This is a genomic window from Streptomyces sp. NPDC048441 (assembly GCF_043200235.1).
Classification (GTDB): Bacteria; Actinomycetota; Actinomycetes; order Streptomycetales; family Streptomycetaceae; genus Streptomyces.
In genome coordinates, this window is record NZ_JBICXM010000019.1 from 84,439 (window position 1) to 101,880 (window position 17,442).

The window sequence follows — 17,442 nt, forward strand, 5'->3', positions numbered from 1 at the left end:
CTTACGAGAGAGAGATGAACACGGTATGAGGACAGTGGCTCAACGAGACGGACGGCGGCGCATTCTGCTGTCGACGGTCTCCTCGGACGCCCACACCTGGAATCTGGTCTTTCTGCAGCTTCTCCTGGAGGAATCGGGCCACGAAGTCGTCAATCTCGGGCCCTGCGTACCGGACCAGCTGCTGATCGACACGGCGCGCAGGATCCGTCCCGACGCGGTCGTCATCAGCACCGTGAACGGGCACGGAGAGCTCGACGGCGCCCGTGCGATCCGTAAGCTGCGCGCCGATCCCGTGGCCCAGGACATCCCCGTGATCATCGGGGGCAAGCTGGGGACCATCGGTGAGACCAGTGACTCCACGGCCGGGTCGCTCATCGAGGCGGGCTTCGACGCGGTCTTCTCCGACACCGCCGACACCGCCGTCTTCGGCCGCCTGCTCGCCGCTCTGCCCGGAGCACGCGCGGCGGCCCTCTCCGCCGCACCCGAGCAGCCGTCCGACGCGCTCCCCCAGGCGCGCCGGATCACGAAGGACCGGCAGGCATGACCGAGTCGAATGTGCCGGCACCCGTCTCCGCCGACCTCGGCACCTATGTGCGCCGGGCGGCGGCCGCGAACGAACTGGTGGTCCAGCCCCGGATGGGGATGGCCGAACCGGACACGATGGCGACCGGACTGCGCGCCGTGGGCGCCGTCCCGCACCGCACGGTCGGCACCATCACGCTGGACGCCTACACCCGGGTCGGCGAGCACGACCACGCACGTGCCGCACTGGCCTCGGGCGACAAGCTGAACGGATTCCCGATCGTGGTGCACGGCCCGGCCGTCGCCGCCGAGGTCGCGTCGGCCGCCGCCGGGCGGCCCGTCCAGGTCCGGCACGGATCCGCCATCCCCCTGGCCATCTTCCGCACGATGGCAGAGGCGGGGCTCACCGCGAGCGAGGGCGGCCCGGTCTCGTACTGCCTGCCCTACGGCAGGACACCGCTCGCCGAGTCGGTCGCCAACTGGCGGGAGAGCAGCGCCGAATTCGCCGCACTCACCCGAAGCCGCAAGCTCCGGGCCCACCTGGAGACCTTCGGCGGCTGCCTGATGGGGCAGCTGTGCCCGCCGTCCATGCTCATCGCGGTGAGCCTGCTCGAGGGGCTGTTCTTCGCCCAGCAGGGCGTGGAGAGCGTGTCGTTCAGCTATGCGCAGCAAACGGATGCCCGGCAGGACGTCGAGGCGCTCGCCGCACTGCGCATACTCGCCGACGAGTGGCTGCCCGCCGGAATCGACCACCACATCGTGCTCTACGCCTACATGGGGGTCTTCCCCGGCAGCCCCAAGGGCGCGCAGCTCCTGATGGACCGGAGCGCGGAGCTCGCCGTCAGGGGCGGTGCCGAGCGGCTGATCGTGAAGACACCGGTGGAGGCCATCAGGCTGCCCACGGTCGCGGAGAACGTCGCCGCCCTGCGCTCCGCCGCGCGCCTCGCGGCGCAGGCCCGGAGCGAGAGCCAGGTGCCCTGGGCCCGGGAGGTCGACCCCGGCGACGTGCTCAGCGAGGCACGTGCGCTGATCGAGGCCACCCTCGACCACCACGACGACGTGGGCACCGCGCTGATCAGGGCGTTCCGGTCGGGCGTGCTCGACGTGCCGTTCTGCCTGCACGAGGACAACCGGGGGCTGACCCAGGCCGGCATCGACGGCGAGGGACGGCTCTGCTGGACCAAGACGGGCCGGCTGCCGCTTCCCTCGTCCACCCGCGTCTCCGTGCGGGGCAAGATCACGTCCGGGCGGCTGCTCCAGATGCTCCGCTACACCGCGGACCGGCACGACCTGCTGGCGCTCGACGCCGCACCGGCATCCGACTGGGAGGAGCCGATGCAGGAGCCGCCCCAGGAACTGCCCCCGGCGCCGTACCGGATCGCCCTGGTGGGCACCGGGCCGCGCGGCACCTCCGTACTCGAACGTCTTGTGGCGCGGCTCGCCGAGCGGCCCGCGAACCGTCCCGTCGAGGTGTACGCGGTGGACGCCGCCCAGGTGGGTCCCGGGCGGATCTGGCGCACCGACCAGCCCCGGTGGTCCCTGATGAACACCGTGGCGGGCGAGGTCACCATCTTCTCCGGACCGCCCGACGACGGCCGGGACCGGGCGGGTGCGGGCCCCTCCCTGTACGAGTGGTGGCGGACCGTCGACCCGGTGGCCGCGGACCCCGGTGTCTGTGCGCCGCGCGCCGTCTACGGGCAGTACCTGAGCCATGCCCTCGACCGGATCGAGGAGACCCTGTCCCCCGAGGTGCTCCGCCTGCACCGCTTCGAAGGCATCCACGTCGAGGCGCTCGCCAAGGAGGCCGACGGCCGGTTCCTGCTCTCCCTCGGCGACGGCCGCCATCTGCGGGCCGACCGGGTGGTGCTGACGACCGGTCACCCGCTGCCCGCCCTGCGGCCCGACCAGCAGGCACTGGCCGACTTCGCCGAGCAGCGCCCGCAACTGCGGTACATACGGGGCGACTCGGCGATCGACATGCCGCTGGAGAGCATCCCGGCGGGCGCGGACGTCGGCGTGCTCGGGCTCGGCCTCTCCTTCTACGACGTGACCGCCGCTCTCACGGTGGGACGCGGCGGACGATTCACCGAAGGTCCCGCGGGCGCACTGCGCTATCTGCCGAGCGGGCGGGAACCGGTGATCACCGCGGGTTCCCGCAGCGGTGCCCCGCTGTTCGCCCGGGGCCTCAACCAGAAGGCCCCCGGACTCTCGTACCGGCCACGTCTCTTCACCCATGAGCGGATGCGCGAGGCCCGGCGCAAGGGCAGGCTGGACTTCCGCCGCGATGTGCTGCCCTGGCTGCTGGCCGAAGTGGAACTGGTGCGCTGCGCCGCCGAGTTGCGCCGCGCCTACGGCCCCGACATCGCCGCGCGGTTCCTGGGCCGGGCCACGGAAGCGGCACTTCAGACGACGGCGGCACGTGCCGCGCCCCAGCAGGCCGTGGCCCGGGTGGCGGCCAGGTGCGGTCTGGAGAACCTGGAGCCGCTCGACCTGGAGGCGTGGGCCATGCCGTTCCGGGGGCGGTTCTTCGCCGGCGCCGGGGAGTTCCGGCAGGCGCTGACCGCGTTCCTCCACCGGGATCTGGAACTCGCGGCCGAAGGCAACGAGGAGGGTCCGGTCAAGGCGTGCCTGGACACCATCCGCGATGTGCGCGGGGTGATCCGTACCGCCGTGGACTTCTCCGGGCTCACCCCCGACTCCCACCGGGAGGACTTCCTGCGGGACTTCGTCCCCCTAGCGTCGCGGCTGACCACAGGACCGCCCGCGGTCCGGGTGCGCCAGGTGCTCGCCCTCCTCGATGCCGGTGTGCTGCACATCATCGGCCCCGGTGCCCGGTTCGGCGCGGCCCCGGACACCGGCCGGTTCTTCGTGGAGTCCCCGCACGTCGCAGACAGCCGCAAGCTCCTCGACTCGGTGATCGACGCCCGGATACCCGAGCCGGACCTGCGGCGCTCGCCCGCCGGCCTGTCCGCCAGGCTGCGTGACGCCGGGCTGCTCACCGCGTACGTCAACCGGGGTCCCGACGGCACCGAGTTCGCCACCGGCGGGGTCGACGTCACCACGTCGCCGTACCACCCGGTGGGCGCCGGCGGCCGGGCCGAGACCGGGTTGTACGTCCTCGGCATCCCCAGCGAGTTCACTCGCTGGTTCACCCAGGTGGGCAGCGGACGGCCCGGAGTGCGCGGCGAGTTCGTCGCCGACGCCGACGCCATCGCCGAGGACGTCCTGGCCGGGGCCGAGCGCGGCGCGCGGCTCAGCGGTCTGGTGCTCGGTGAGCGGTGGAGCAACCTGCTGGACGCCGAGAGAGGGGGCGATCACTGATGACCGGTGCGCTGACGACCGGTGCGCCGACGACCGACGCACACGGCGCGGCCCGGCACACCGCCGCGTCCGACGCCTTCCGGGCCGCGCGCGACCTGCTGCTGCGTCACCGGGGCGACCCGGAGGCGGCCGTGGCGGAGTTCCGCTGGCCGCGCCCGGCCCATTTCAACTGGGCGCTGGAGTGGTTCGACGTAGTGGCGGCCGGGAACACCGCGCCCGCGCTGCGGCTGCTCGACCGTGCGGGCGGCGCGCAGAACATCAGCTACGAGGAGCTGTCGCTGCGCTCCGACGCGGTCGCGGTGTGGCTGACCCGGCTCGGCGTGGCACGCGGGGACCGGCTGATGGTGGTGCTCGGCACTCAGCGGGAACTGTGGGAGGTGCTGCTCGCCGCGCTGAAGACCGGTGCCGTGGTGGTGCCCTGCCACCCGGATCTGACGGCGGCGGAGGCCGCGGACCGGGTACGGCGCGGGCGCATCCGGCACCTGGTGTGCCGGGCGGACGCGGTGGAGCCGTTCGCGGGCACGGACGTGCCGGGGGTACGGATCGCCGTCCCCGGCGACGTGCCCGGCTGGCGTGACTACCGCGACAGCGACCGGGAGACGGCCCGGTTCGTCCCCGACCGGCCCACCCCCGCCGACGACGTGGCGTTCTGCTACTTCACCTCGGGCACCACATCGGCGCCCAAGCTCGTGGCGCACACCCACACCAGTTACCCGGTCGGGCATCTGTCCGGCCTCTACTGGAACGGGCTGCTCCCCGGGGACCTGCACGTCAACGTCTCATCGCCGGGGTGGGCCAAGCACTCCTGGTCCAGCTTCTTCGTCCCGTGGAACGCCGAGGCCACCGTCGTCGCACTGCCACAAGGGCCGCTCGACGCCGCCGGGATCCCCCGGATCCTGCGGGACCAGGGTGCGAGCAGCTTCTGCGCACCGCCGAGCGTGTGGCAGCAGCTGCGGCCCCATCTCGGCTCGGCCGTACCGGCGTTGAGGGAGGCGACGAGCGCCGGCGAGCCGCTGGCCGCGGGGCTGGCCGACGAGGTGCTCCACAGCTGGGGCGTACGCGTGCGGGACGGCTACGGGCAGACCGAGACGACCGCGCTGATCGGCACCACGCCGGGGACCGAGCCGAGACCCGGGCTGCTCGGCACCCCGCTGCCCGGCTACCGGATCAGCCTGCGCGACCCGCGGACCGGGGATCCGGGTGACAGCGGGGAGATCTGCGTGGAGCTCGAGGGCGAGCGGCCCGTCGGAGTGATGGCGGGGTACCTGGACGATCCCGAGCGCACCGAACAGGCCCTGGGGCGCGGCTGGTACGCGACCGGGGACCTCGCGGAGCGCTCACCCGACGGCTGGATCAAGGTACTTGGCCGCCGCGACGACGTGTTCAAGTCCTACGGCCACCGGGTCTCCCCGTACGAGGCGGAGGCGGCGCTGCGCAGCCATCCGGCCGTCGCCGACCTGGCCGTCGTCCCGGTGCCGGACGCGGTCGCCGGGCTGCTGCCGCTCGCTGTGGTGGTCCCGGCCCCCGGCCGCACGGCGGGCCCCGAGCTGGCCGCCGAGCTGCTGGCCCACTGCGCGAGGACGCTGTCACCCGTGGGCCGTCCGGCCCAGGTCGAGTTCACCGCCGAGCTGCCCCGGACGACCTCGGGAAAGGTACGCCGCCGAGAGGTACGCGACCGGCTGCGCAGCACATTCCCTTACCCAGACGAGGAGTTGACGGCATGACGAGCAAGCCGACCCAGAGCACGGCCCCCCTGATCATCGAGGGGCTCGACCGGCCGCAGGAGCTGGAGCGCAGGCTCAAGTTCACGCCGCTGACCGCCGACGGGCGGGTCGGTGTGGAGGTGTTCCCGCTCTACACCACCGAGCAGACCGGCCCCGGCGGCCCGGCGGCCTCGCTCGTCCGCTACCACCCGGGGGCCGCCGCCGCCCCGCACCGGCACACCGGCTACGAGATCATCCAGGTCCTCGAGGGTGAGCTGATCACCGAGGACGGCGTCCATCCGGCGCACTCGATGCTGGTCCTGCCGCCGGGCAGCGTGCACGCCCCGCGCACCGAGAAGGGCGCGCTGATGCTGGTGGTCTGGGAAGCCCCGGTGGAGCCCGCCGAACCGGTGGAGTGAGCCGCCGTACGCAACGGGAAGCGCCGCCGGACCGGGTCCGGCGGCGCTCTGCGTAGCCCGGCAGTGGGGGGGCCGGGCTCTCAGTCCTGGGACGCGATGCCGTACACGGCGTAGTGCCGGCCCCTGGACCGGTCCTGGTAGTCCCGCAGCGCCGAGGGGTTGCCCGCGTGGTCGGGGCCGAACTGCCAGGTGCGGTAGGCCTCCAGGCTCTCCCACTCACCATGCAGTACGTACTCGCCCTCGCGGTCCACGTCTCTCAGCAGCTCGCTGCGGATCAGCCCTTCGATGGCGGTTCCCTGTGCGTCGCCGCGTACCCAGCTGATCTCGCGGTAGGTCTTCTCCAGCTGCTCCGAACCCCCGTCGGGAGCACGGAGGTAGATGACCACACGGATGCGCTCGCCGCTCATGATGCCGGTCCCTTCTCGTTCTCAGTCGTAGTAGGCGGGGGCCACGCGCAGGCCGGCCCACTGCTTGCCGTCGTGCCCATGGACGATGAGGGCGCCCTCGCGGCCGGCCAGTGCGACCAGCTTGCGGGTGCTCTCCCGTACGTCCTTCTCGTCGAGGTCGAACGGGAAGACCGGCCGCTCGTCGGGGTCGAGGGCGGCGGCCATCGGGATGGCGTCGACCGCGAGGAGCACCGGGCCGGAGTTCGCCAGCCGTACCAGCACGGACTGGTGCCCGCCGATGTGCCCGCTGGACTCCACAAGCTCGACGCCGGGCAGCAGTTCGGTGTCGCCGTCGACCACCCGGTAGGTGAGCCCGGGGACGTCCCACAGTTTCCTGGCCGCTTCGAGCCGGGGCACCGTGCCCGCGAGCGCCAGCTCGTAGTGGGCGCGCTGGATCACGAACTCGGCGCCGGGGAAGGCCGCGTGGTACCCGCTGTGGTCGGGATCGAGGTGGGAGCAGACCACCGTGCCGATCTCCTCCGGGCGCACCCCGAGCTCCGCGAGCTGCGCCACCACGTCCTGTCCCTCGTCCACCCGGATCCGCGCCTCGGGCGACGGGTCGGCGGGGGCACCCGTGTCGATCAGGACGTTGTGGCCGTCGTCCGTACGGATCAGATAGCCCGGCACCGGTGCCTCGAGCCCGGCTATGGTGCCGAGCCGCAGAAGATACAGCCTCATCCCTCATGCTCCCCTCCGGGCGGCGGCCCGTGCCGTCACCGCGGCGGTCATCATCGGCGCTGCCGCTCAAGTCCCGATCGAGGACGTCACACCGGGCGCGGGCGGCCGGTTGATCAACCGGGCCTCGAGCGGAACCCGATCCGACGCGGACAGGATCCCGGCCAGAAGCGGATCTGTGCGCGCCCGGCTGAGAGCCGCCGAAGACCGCCATCCGTGCCACAAGGGAGATCCCGTGACGCAGGCAGCAGACAGGACACCGGCCACGGGGGAGGCGGCCCAGGAGCCCGATCCCCGCCGGTGGCGGGCGGCCACCGTGGTCCTGGTGGCCATCGCTCTCGACCTGATCGACACCACGATCGTGAACGTGGCCCTCCCGGTCATGCAGACCGAACTCGAGGCCAGCAAGGCGGCCCTGCAGTGGGTGGCCGCCTCGTACACGCTCACCTTCGCGCTCAGTCTGATCACCGTGGGCCGGATCGGCGACATGCTGGGCCGCAAGCGGATGATCACGCTGGGCATCGGCTTCTTCGTCCTCGCCTCGCTCCTGTGCGGTGTGGCACAGAGCATCGAGATGCTCATCGCCTCCCGGGTGCTGCAAGGTCTGGCCGGCGCGGTGGTCATGACCCAGGGCCTCTCCATCTTCCAGGTCACCTTCCCGCCCAAGGAACGGGCCGCCGTCTTCGGCCTGTTCGGGGCGCTCTCCGGGGTGGCGGCGATGCTCGGCCCGGTCCTCGGCGGCATCCTGGTCGACGCGGACCTCTTCGGCTGGTCGTGGCGTCCGATCTTCCTGGTGAACGTTCCGGTCGGGATCGTCGCGCTGATCGGTGTCGCCGCGTACGTACGCGAGTCCAGGTCGCCCCGCATCCAGCGCCTCGACCTGGTGGGCGTCGGGCTGATCACCCTGGCGTTGGTGGCGCTGCTCTACCCGCTGGTGGAGGGCGCGGAGTCCGGCTGGCCGGCCTGGACGTTCATCGCGATGGCCGCCTCGGTGCCGCTCTTCGTCGCCTTCGCCCTGTACGAGAGGAAGAAGGCGGCCCGCGACGGTTCGGCGCTCGTGGAGCCCAGCCTCTTCAAGGAGCGGTCCTTCGTGGCCGGGCTCCTGGTGATGCTGAGCTTCTTCGCGATCATCTCAGGGCTGTTCTTCCCCTTCACCCTCTATCTGCAGGTCGGCCTCGGCTTCTCGCCGCTCGCGGCGGGCCTGGCCACCATTCCGTTCTCGTTCGGCGCCATGATCACGTCCGCGTTCTCCGCGCTGCTCGCCCTCAAGATGGGGCGCAAGGTGCTGAGCATCGGCATGGTGGTCATGGGGGTCGGCATGACCGGCCTGATCTGGACCGTCCACCACTACGGCGGCGACCTCGCCGGCTGGAACCTCGCGCCCGCGCTGACCGTGCTCGGCCTCGGCCTCGGCTTCGTCATCTCACCGGTGGTCGACATCGTCCTCGGCGGCGTCCCGGTCGAACACGCCGGTTCCGGCTCCGGCCTGCTGAGCACCGCCGACCAACTGGGCGCGGCGGCAGGCGTCGCAGTGATCGGCGTGCTGTTCTTCAACCTGCTCGCCGGACAGTCGGGACCCGCGACGGACGACGCCCTGCCGGCGCTCCGCTCGGAGCTCGCGACGGTCGGTGTCGTCTCGCCCGGCCGGGAACAGATCGTGACGAACTTCAGCGTCTGCGCCAAGGAGAAGGGCAAGAGCACCGACGAGAGGGAAGTGCCCGCCGCCTGCAAGGCGATCGTCCCTCCCGGCACCGTCTCACCGGCGCAGAGCGGGCCGGTCGCCAAGGCACTCGCCGACGCCGGCGACCAGGCACGCAAGAACGGCTTCGCCGATGCCACCGCGAAGGTCCTCTGGTACGAGGTCGGGATCATCGTCCTCGGGTTCTTCCTGACCTTCGCCCTGCCCAAGAAGGCCCGGGAGTCCGAACAGGACGAGGCCGACGGGGCCGACGGGGCCGACGGGGCCGACGGGGCCGACGACGCGGGCGACGCGGGCCAGGCGGGGCAGACCGGCACCGCCGCGCAGGAGGCCTCCACGGGCTGAGCGGCCCGCAGCCCCTCACCAGATACGGGAGTAGACATGCGCATCGCAGTGACGGGCTCCATCGCCGCCGACCGGATGACGACCTGTGGCCGCCCCTTCGCGGAGCGCTCCGGCGGGGGCGCGGCCAACATCGCCTTCGGGCTCGGTGCCCTCGGCCTGGCGCCCCTGCTGGTCGGGGCGGCCGGGACGGACCTCCCCCAACGGGCCATCGACCTCCGGCAGGTGCTTGAGCAGACCGGCCGGCTCGACCTGGTCGTGGTGTCGCCGGACGCCCCCGAGGCGATGGCCTGCCACACCCGTCAGTGTGTGGAGCTCGAGATCCCCTTCGTCGCCGCCCCCTCGGGGCAGTTGGCCCGCCTCGACCGGGATCAGGCGCGGGCGCTGCTCGAGGGGCCGCGGATCCTGTTCACCAACGCGCGGGAATCCGTGCTCATCCAGGAGCGCAGCGGCTGGACCGAACAGCAGGTCCTGGGCCGGGTGGGCACGTGGGTCACCACGCACGGTGCCCGGGGCTCCCGCATCGTCTCCGCCAATCGGCTGCCCCTCGACGTGGCGGCCGTGCCCCCGCGCGAAACGGCGGATCCCGCCGGTGCGGGGGGCGCCTTCCGGGCCGGGTTCCTGGCCGCCCTCGCCTGGGGCCTGAGCCCGGTGGACGCGGCCAGGCTGGGCGGCGCGGTCGCCTCCGTCGCCCTGGAGACCGCGGGCACCCACGCGTACACGCTGCACGGGGACGACCTGGCCGACCGGTTGCGCTCCGCCTATGGGGCCGGTGCGGTGAAGGAGATCGTCCCCTCGCTCGAGCACCTCGCGCACCTGGCCCGCACCTCTGGAGCGAGCACCGCGCCGGCTTCCAGTCCGGCTCGATCGAGCTACGACCCGCGGCCCTCACGCTGAGCCGCAAGCTCCGTACAGAGGGAGGATTGGTGTGTCCAGCAAACAACAGCACACGCCCGTGTTGGTGGTAGGTGCCGGACTGGCCGGCCTGTCGGTCGCCCTGTTCCTGGCGCAGCACGGGGTGCCAAGCCTCGTCGTGGAGCGCCACCGCGGCATGTCGCCCCACCCCCGGGCACGGGGTATCAACCCCCGCGCGATGGAGCTGATGCGCTCGGCCGGAATCGAATCCCGGGTCCGGGCGACCGAGTCGGCGCGGGCCCTGGCCGACAACAGCGGTGTGTACGCCGGTCAGTCCCTCACCGGGCACCAGATGGGCGCGCTGCACGAGGCGTACTTCATGGACGTCAAGACCGACCTGAGCACCCTGTCACCGACGGGCTGGTGCCTGTGCCACCAGGACGAGTTCGAACCGGTCATCCGCGAGCGCGCGCAGGAGCTCGGAGCCGACTTCCAGTACGGCACCGAGCTCGTCTCCTTCCAGCAGGAGGACGAGGAGCGCGGGATCACCGCCGTGCTCCGGGACCGCGACTCGGGCGAGAGCAGGACCGTGCGCGCCGACTACCTCGTCGCCGCCGACGGCCCCTCGAGTCCGCTGCGCACGCAGCTTGGCATCGGCTTCGACGGTCCCGGAACCACCGGAAACTTCCTCAACGTGCACTTCGAGGCCGATCTCGCCGAGGAGTTGGGCGAGCGCCGTTTCATCATGATGTACACGTTCAACGACACCGTGCGCGGTGCGCTGATGCCCCTCGACAACGCCCGGCGCTGGCTGCTGCACGTCACCTTCGACCCGGCGGTCGAGGACCCCGCCTCGTTCACCGACGAGCGCTGCCAGGAGCTGGTGCGGGCGGCGGCCGGGGTGCCGGAGCTCGCGGTGAAGGTGCTCGGCGCCATGCCCTGGGAAGCGGCGGGGCGTTCGGCATCGGCGTACCGCTCCGGCCGGGTGTTCCTGATCGGCGACGCCGCCCATGTCATGCCGCCCAGCGGGGCGTTCGGCTCCAACACCGGGGTCCAGGACGCGCACAACCTGGCCTGGAAGCTGGCCTCGGTGCTGCGCGGCGAGGCGGGCCGCGGGCTGCTCGACAGCTACGACGCCGAACGCAGGCCCATCGGCGCCTCCATCGTGGAACAGGCCGTGCTCCGGTCGAAGGACCGGCCGCGCCTTGCCGACAAGGAACCGGCCCCGGCCAACCCCGACATCGTGCAGGACACCGCGATCTGGTTCGGCGGGCAGTACCGCTCCGGCGCCGTGCTCGCGGGACCCGAGGAGCCCGCACTGCCGGGCGGGGTGTGGAACCCGGCCCCCGGCGGCGCCCCCGGCACCCGCGCACCGCACGTGGCTCTGGAGCACGACGGGCAGCCGCTGTCGACCCTCGACCTGTTCAGCCGCTCCATGGTGCTGCTCACCGGCCCCGGGGCCGAGGACTGGGCCACGGCGGGCAGGGCCGCCGCCCAGCGCCTCGGGATCACCCTCGACGTACGGCGGATCGGCTCGCCCGAAGGGCCGTCGGACCCGTCCGGGCAGTGGTCCGGCACCTTCGGTGTGACCGCACGGGGTGCGGTTCTGGTCCGGCCCGACGGAGTGGTGGCCTGGCGTGCGCCCGCCGGACACGACACCCCCGACGCCGTGCTCGGTCATGCCCTGGCCACCGTGCTGGCCCGGTAGTACACCACGCCTGCTCACCCCCGTAACGATGGAGAGAAGATGTCTGGAATAACCGGCTGGGTGGACTTCGACCGGGATCTCACCCGGGAGCACAGCACCGTCCTGGCCATGACGGCGGCCATGGCCCAGCGCGGACCCGACGGGGAAGGGGTCTGGGTGAGCCCGCGGGCCGCCATCGGCCACCGCCGTCTTGCGGTCTTCGACCTCGCCGACGGGCATCAGCCGGTGACCCTGGAGCACGACGGCCGCACGGTCGCCGTGGCCGCGCACAGCGGCTCGATCCTCAACCACGAGGAGCTGCGGGCCGAACTCGCCTCCCGCGGCCACCGGTTCAGGTCGGGCGGTGACACCGAGATCCTGCTCTTCGCCTATCTGGAGTGGGGCGCCGAGGCGGTGCACCGTCTTGAGGGGACCTTCGCCGGTGTCGTCTGGGATGCCAGGAACCAGGAGCTCTTCCTGGTCCGTGACCGTCTCGGCGTGGAGCCGCTCTTCTACTACCCGACTGCCACCGGTCTGGTGTTCGGCTCCGAGGCGAAGGCGATCCTCGCGCATCCGCAGGTCGAGCCCGAGGTGGACGCCGAGGGGCTGCAGGAGATCTTCACGTACTCCGGTACGCCGCACGTGGCGCCGTTCCGCGGGATGCACCGGCTGCGCGCGGGGCACCACCTGCTGGTGAAGGCGGGGCACACGGTCAAGACCCGCTGGTGGTCGGTGGAGGCGGATGAGCACACGGACGACCTCGACACGACCGTCGCGACGATCCGCGGGCTGCTCGAGCAGAGCATCGGCCGCAACCTGCGTACCGAGGCGCCGCTCGGCTCGCTGCTCTCCGGCGGCCTGGACTCCAGTGGTGTGGTGGGCCTGGCCGACCGTGAACTGCGCAAGACCGGCGAGCGGGTACGGACCTTCACCGTCGACTTCGCCCAGCACGCGGAGAACTTCAAGGCGACCGACACCCGCAACTCACCCGATGCCCCCTACGCGGCCGATGTGGTGCGCCACCTGGACACCGACCACACCACGGTGGTGCTCGACCCCGCCGACCTGAGCGACCCGATCGCCCGGCTCGCGGTGCTGCGCGCCAAGGACTACCCCACCCCGCTGGGTGACATGAACACCTCGCTGTACCTCCTCGCGAAGGCCGTGAGCGAGCACGCCAAGGTCGTCCTCACCGGTGAGGCCGCCGACTCGCTCTTCCACGGGGTCGCCTGGAACCGCGACCCCGTGGAGTCGACCATGGAGACCTTCCCGTGGGTCGCCCGCGGGGTGGTCCGCGACGATGCCGCGGGTCTTGGCTGCGGGCTCTTCGCCGGAGGGCTGCTGAAGGACCTGGCCCCGCTGGACTACGCGGCGCAGCGGTACCGCGAGTCGGTGTCCGAGGCCCCGCACCTGCCCGGCATGTCCGAGCACGAGAAGCACATGCGGGAGCTCTGCTGGGTTCACCTGACCAACTTCATGGAGAACCAGAACGGGCACACCGAGCGGCTGTTCAAGGCTGTCGGCCTCGAGGTGCGGATGCCGTACTGCGACCACCGGCTGGTCAAGTACGCCTACAACCTGCCCTGGGACATGCAGAACTTCGACGGCCAGGAGAAGAGCCTGCTGCGCGCCGCGGTGCGCGACCTGCTGCCCAAGAGCGTGATCGAGCGCCGCAAGACGCCGTACCCGGTCACCCTCGACCCCGGGTACGAGGCGGCGCTGCGCACCGAGATGCACGCGCTGCTCGACGACCCTCAGGCGCCGGTCCTCCCGCTGCTCGACGTGCCGGCCGCACGGGCCGCGCTGAAGGACCCCGAGGGCCTGAACCGGTGGGCCCGGCGGGCCAATGTCGAGCTGCCGATCCAGCTGAACACCTGGCTGCGCAGGTACGGGGTGCGGCTCGCCCTCTGATCAGTCCGCCGAACGCGCCGGGCCCGGGGATCTGACCCCCGGGCCCGGCGCACGTCGTCCGCGGTGGCCGCCCGGTTCAGTGGTGGCCGCCGCCGTGCGAGTCCTCGATGGTCCTCGGGGCGCTGTCCACCTGGTCCGGCGGGACGACGAGGAACTGGCCCATCATCCCGTCGTCCTCGTGGCGCAGCACATGGCAGTGGTACATGTACGGCACCTTGTCGTCGGTCAGGGTGTCGAACTTGACCGCCAGCCTGACCTTGCCGGCCTCCGGCAGATAGACGGTGTCCTTGGGGCCGCGCGCTTCCTCGGGCGGTTCCTCGCCGCCCGCGTCCAGGACGTTGAAGGTCGCGCCGTGCACATGGAACGAGTGCAGCGTCCCGTCGCCCCGGTCGATCTCCCAGATCTCGGTGGCCCCCGCGGGCACCACCTCGTCGACCCGGTTCATGTCCATCGACTTGTCGTTGATCTGCGTCCCCACGAAGTGGAACTTCCGTACCTTCGCGTTGTCCGGCACCTTGATCGGGGCGGGGGCACCGGCGAAGCGGGTGGGCAGCGCCGGGGAGGGCCGCAGGGTTTTGGCGGCGCGCAGCGCGACGATGTCGAAGGTGTCGTCGCCGCCGTGGAAGCGGTCGGTCGGGAAGCCGATGCCGAGGGCGGGCGAGAAGCTGCGCAGCACGGCCTCCTCGCCCGGCTTGAACTCCACGACGATCTCGGCGCGTTCGCCGGGGCCGATCTGCAGCCGGGTCATGGGCCGGGGCCGCCGCAGCAGCCCGTTCTCGGCGGCGACGAGGTGGAAGGTGCGGTCGTCGGGGAAACCCAGCCGGTAGACGCGGGCGTTGGAGCCGTTGAGTAACCGGAGGCGGACCCGCTTGGTGGTGACGCGGAAGTACGGGTCATAGGTGCCGTTGACGATGATGGTGTCCCCGAGGATGCCGAGGGGGTCCATCCCGGCGATGGTGTCGCGGAAGGAGCTCTCGCCGAAGTCGAGGGATCCGTCGCCGTGGAAGTTCTTGTCCTGGATGACCAGCGGTACGTCGTCGACGCCGTAGTCGGAGGGCAGTGGCGCCCCCTTGGAGTGCTCGTCGTCCAGGATGATCATCCCGGCGATGCCGCGGTAGACGTGGTCGGCGGTCGAGCCGTGCGGATGCGGGTGGTACCAGAGGGTGCAGGCCGGCTGGTGCACGGTCCACTTCGGCTTCCAGGTGCCGTCGCGCTCGATCATCTGGTGCGGGCCGCCGTCCATGGCCGCCGGGAGGTGCATACCGTGCCAGTGGATGCTGGTGGCGTCCGGGAGGCCGTTGTGCACGGCCATCGAGACCTTGTCGCCGCGGCGGGCCCGGATGGTCGGTGCCAGGTAACTGCCGTTGGCGCCCCAGGTCTCGGTCTTCTTTCCCGGCAGCAGTTCGCTCGTCCCCTGCGCGAGCTTGAGCGTGTACTGCTTGCGGCCGTCCTCGGAGGGCTCCGGGTCGAGGAGTTCGGGGACGCGCAGCCGGTTGCGGAACTTGAGACTGCCCACGTTGCTCATCTGGTGGCCGGAGTAGACCGAGAGGAAGTTGGCCCCCCAGCCTCCTCCCGCCACCACCACCGTGACACCCGCGATCTTGAGGAATCGGCGGCGGCCTGGACGGGCTGGTGTCATGGTTCGGTTCCTCCGGACAGGCCCCGGGCAGGGCAAAATATCGGTCAAGCCATCTTTGCCCAGGATGTACCGGTGATCCTTGAGAATCGCTTGAACCCGCACGCGCGAACGCCGGGCGCCGCCTCGTCCCGGAGGGGGGATCCGTGCGAGGGGCACCCGGCGTTCGGTTCGGGGGCGGCGCTCAGGACGTGGCGGGTACCCGGTCGATCCGGTGGACCACCTGGGTGACGTCCATGGTGCCGCTGCGGCGGAACGGCTTGAGCCGCTGGCGGTTCAGCGTGTGGCGGTGGCTGAGTTCGAAGTCGCGGAACTCCTGCTCGTCGCTCCAGTCGGTGAAGACGAAGTAGACGCCTTCCTCCTCCGTCGACCTGACCAGGACCTGCCCGCGGTTGGCGGGCTCATGGGCGATGCTCTCGCCGATGGACAGCCAGACCTTCTCGAAGTCGGCGGTCATCTCGGGGAAGACCTCCATGCGCAGGATGACCCGGAAGGGCCCGCCCGGCGTCAGGCCGCTCTCGCTCTCCATTACCTTTCCTCCCTCGCGGCCGGCCGGTCGAGCCGGAGTATCCGCTTCGTCAGTGCGCGCAGTGTGTTGGTGGTGAAGATCGGCGCGTCGGCGCAGCGCCAGGCGACGACGCCGTCGGGGCGCACCAGGACGGCGCCCTGTGCCGTGACCCCGTACAACTCGGGCCAGCGGTCGTCGAGATCGGTCAGTTCGGTGCCGACCGCGTACACCGAGAAGGGCATACCCAGGTCGGCGGCGACGGCCCGCGCCGCCTTCTTCCAGGGCTCGCTGTCGGGTCCGGTGAGCAGCACCATCGAGTGCCCGAACAGATCGTGCACGGACACCTCGGAGCCACCGTGCCGCAGCCGCAGATGGGGCGCCCTGCTGCCGGGGCGGCCGTCGTTCTCCGCCGCCCACAGCCCGTCCCCGGGAAAGACTCCCTCGTCCCTCGGGGTCAGCGCGGAGGACCGGTAGCGGGGGTTGAACCAGACCAGCGGGTCCTCCACCAGGTCGGAGCTGACCGGCCCGGAGTCCGTGCCGAGGAACCGCGGCCGGTCCTTGGCCCGCAGCACGGCCTGCTCCACCGTGGCCGCGCAGACGGGGCGGCGCTCCTCGTCGTAGCTTTCCAGCAGCTCGCTTCCGGCCCAGCCGTTGAGCACGGCCGAGATCTTCCACGCCAGGTTGTGGGCGTCGATGATGCCGGTACCCGCGTCGAACCCTCCGCTGGGCGGCATCACATGGGCCGCGTCGCCGACCAGGAAGACCCGGTCGTCCCGGAACCTCCCGGCGACCCTGGCCTCCCCCGTCCAGTCGCTGACCTCCGCGATCACCGGCTGTAGATCCCGTACTCCTGTCGCCGCCCGCACCAGTTCCTCGCACCGCTCCTCGGTGAACGAGGCGAGGGGCTCGCGATCGGGGTCGTAGGAGACGTGGAGCAGCCACTCACTGGCGTTGTCCAGCGGCATGAGCGCCCCGCGCAGAGCGGGGTTGACGGTGTAGCACATCAGAAACCTGCGGTCCCCGAGCTCGGCTCGGAGGTCGGCGGTGAACCGTACCGTGACGTACTGGCCGAGGACTTCACCGTCGAAGGGGATGGAGAGGGTGTCCCGCACGACCCCGGCCGTGCCGCCGGCCTCGACGAGGTAGCAGGCCTTGACGATCCGCTCGGTGCCGCCGTCCGAGTCCCGCACCACCGCGGTCACTTCATCGCCGTGGCTGTCCGCCTGGTCGAACGAGAGAAGGGTGCTGCTCCCGCGCAGGACGACGCCGAGCTGCTGCGCCCTGACGCCGAGCAGTTCCTCCAGCTCCCCCTCGTCGCACAGGCACCAGCTGGTGGGCGAGAGCAGACCGAGCGGAGTGCTCACGTCCATCACGTACTTCTCGCCCAGCTCGCCCTGCTCGAGGCCCGCCAGTGACTCGGCGGCCACGATCCCCGAATTCCGGGCGAGCGCCCGGGTCGTGGGCAGTTCGCGGATCTCTTCCTCCAGGCCGAGGGAGCGCAGCAGCTCCATGGCCCTCGGGTGGATGCCGAGGATGCGCGGGAGCTTGGGCCGCTCGCGCGCGCCCTCGATCAGCAGGCACTCGACTCCTTGCCCGGCAAGGAACAGAGCGGTCGTCAACCCCGCGAGTCCCCCGCCGGCCACCAGCACGTCCGTGTTGCGGAGCGGACTCCGGCTCATATCCTGCACAGCCTCACATCCCTTCGTCCCCTGACGGTC

13 protein-coding genes are annotated in these 17,442 nt (G+C 71.6%); 8 read left to right on the forward strand and 5 right to left on the reverse strand.

Annotated elements, in window-relative coordinates:
* The first annotated feature begins 25 nt into the window (after positions 1-25).
* The 4 genes from ACGFSB_RS34240 to ACGFSB_RS34255 are packed head-to-tail and all read left to right on the forward strand — an operon-like array spanning position 26 to position 5,965.
* Complete coding sequence (locus ACGFSB_RS34240; protein ID WP_393407549.1) at positions 26-544, forward strand: cobalamin B12-binding domain-containing protein; 519 nt, start codon at positions 26-28, stop codon at positions 542-544.
* Complete coding sequence (locus ACGFSB_RS34245; RefSeq protein ID WP_393407551.1) at positions 541-3,843, forward strand: FAD/NAD(P)-binding protein; 3,303 nt, start codon at positions 541-543, stop codon at positions 3,841-3,843. The genes ACGFSB_RS34240 and ACGFSB_RS34245 overlap by 4 nt, the downstream gene beginning before the upstream one ends.
* Entirely contained in the window at positions 3,843-5,567 is a 1,725-nt protein-coding gene (locus ACGFSB_RS34250; RefSeq protein ID WP_393407553.1) for an AMP-binding protein, read from the forward strand. The genes ACGFSB_RS34245 and ACGFSB_RS34250 overlap by 1 nt, the downstream gene beginning before the upstream one ends.
* Positions 5,564-5,965: a cupin domain-containing protein gene (locus ACGFSB_RS34255; protein ID WP_393407556.1), complete on the forward strand. Its 402-nt coding sequence runs from the start codon at positions 5,564-5,566 to the stop codon at positions 5,963-5,965. The genes ACGFSB_RS34250 and ACGFSB_RS34255 overlap by 4 nt, the downstream gene beginning before the upstream one ends.
* 80 nt (positions 5,966-6,045) lie before the next feature.
* On the opposite strand, the gene ACGFSB_RS34260 is transcribed toward ACGFSB_RS34255, so the two are convergent.
* Both ACGFSB_RS34260 and ACGFSB_RS34265 read right to left on the reverse strand, forming a co-directional pair.
* Positions 6,046-6,372 carry an antibiotic biosynthesis monooxygenase family protein gene (locus ACGFSB_RS34260; RefSeq protein ID WP_393407559.1) on the reverse strand — a complete coding sequence of 109 codons (327 nt, stop codon included), beginning with the start codon at positions 6,370-6,372 and terminating at the stop codon, positions 6,046-6,048.
* 21 nt (positions 6,373-6,393) lie between these two features.
* The gene (locus tag ACGFSB_RS34265) at positions 6,394-7,089 is read right to left on the reverse strand and encodes an N-acyl homoserine lactonase family protein (protein WP_393407562.1); all 696 of its coding nucleotides are present in this window, start codon (positions 7,087-7,089) and stop codon (positions 6,394-6,396) included.
* Between the two features lie 232 nt (positions 7,090-7,321).
* Here ACGFSB_RS34265 and ACGFSB_RS34270 point away from each other — a divergent pair, with 232 nt between their 5' ends.
* Genes ACGFSB_RS34270 through asnB form a run of 4 tightly spaced genes read left to right on the forward strand, consistent with a single transcriptional unit; the run spans position 7,322 to position 13,580 of the window.
* The gene (locus tag ACGFSB_RS34270) at positions 7,322-9,130 is read left to right on the forward strand and encodes an MFS transporter (protein WP_393407564.1); all 1,809 of its coding nucleotides are present in this window, start codon (positions 7,322-7,324) and stop codon (positions 9,128-9,130) included.
* A gap of 36 nt (positions 9,131-9,166) precedes the next feature.
* Positions 9,167-10,024 (forward strand): PfkB family carbohydrate kinase, encoded by an 858-nt coding sequence (locus ACGFSB_RS34275; RefSeq protein WP_393407566.1) that lies wholly within the window; start codon positions 9,167-9,169, stop codon positions 10,022-10,024.
* Positions 10,025-10,055: 31 nt separating this feature from the next.
* Positions 10,056-11,690 (forward strand): FAD-dependent oxidoreductase, encoded by a 1,635-nt coding sequence (locus tag ACGFSB_RS34280; protein ID WP_393407568.1) that lies wholly within the window; start codon positions 10,056-10,058, stop codon positions 11,688-11,690.
* A 39-nt stretch (positions 11,691-11,729) separates the two neighbouring features.
* The gene (gene asnB / locus ACGFSB_RS34285) at positions 11,730-13,580 is read left to right on the forward strand and encodes an asparagine synthase (glutamine-hydrolyzing) (RefSeq protein ID WP_393407570.1); all 1,851 of its coding nucleotides are present in this window, start codon (positions 11,730-11,732) and stop codon (positions 13,578-13,580) included.
* Between the two features lie 76 nt (positions 13,581-13,656).
* Here the strand turns inward: asnB and ACGFSB_RS34290 are convergent, their stop codons facing one another.
* The 3 genes from ACGFSB_RS34290 to ACGFSB_RS34300 all read right to left on the reverse strand — a co-directional run bounded on the left by ACGFSB_RS34290 (position 13,657) and on the right by ACGFSB_RS34300 (position 17,403).
* Positions 13,657-15,219 carry a multicopper oxidase family protein gene (locus tag ACGFSB_RS34290; protein ID WP_393407572.1) on the reverse strand — a complete coding sequence of 521 codons (1,563 nt, stop codon included), beginning with the start codon at positions 15,217-15,219 and terminating at the stop codon, positions 13,657-13,659.
* A 181-nt stretch (positions 15,220-15,400) separates the two neighbouring features.
* On the reverse strand, positions 15,401-15,745 hold the full coding sequence (locus ACGFSB_RS34295) for an antibiotic biosynthesis monooxygenase family protein (protein WP_393407574.1): 345 nt from the start codon (positions 15,743-15,745) through the stop codon (positions 15,401-15,403).
* On the reverse strand, positions 15,745-17,403 hold the full coding sequence (locus ACGFSB_RS34300; protein WP_393407577.1) for an FAD-dependent monooxygenase: 1,659 nt from the start codon (positions 17,401-17,403) through the stop codon (positions 15,745-15,747). The genes ACGFSB_RS34295 and ACGFSB_RS34300 overlap by 1 nt, the downstream gene beginning before the upstream one ends.
* Positions 17,404-17,442: the final 39 nt, after the last annotated feature.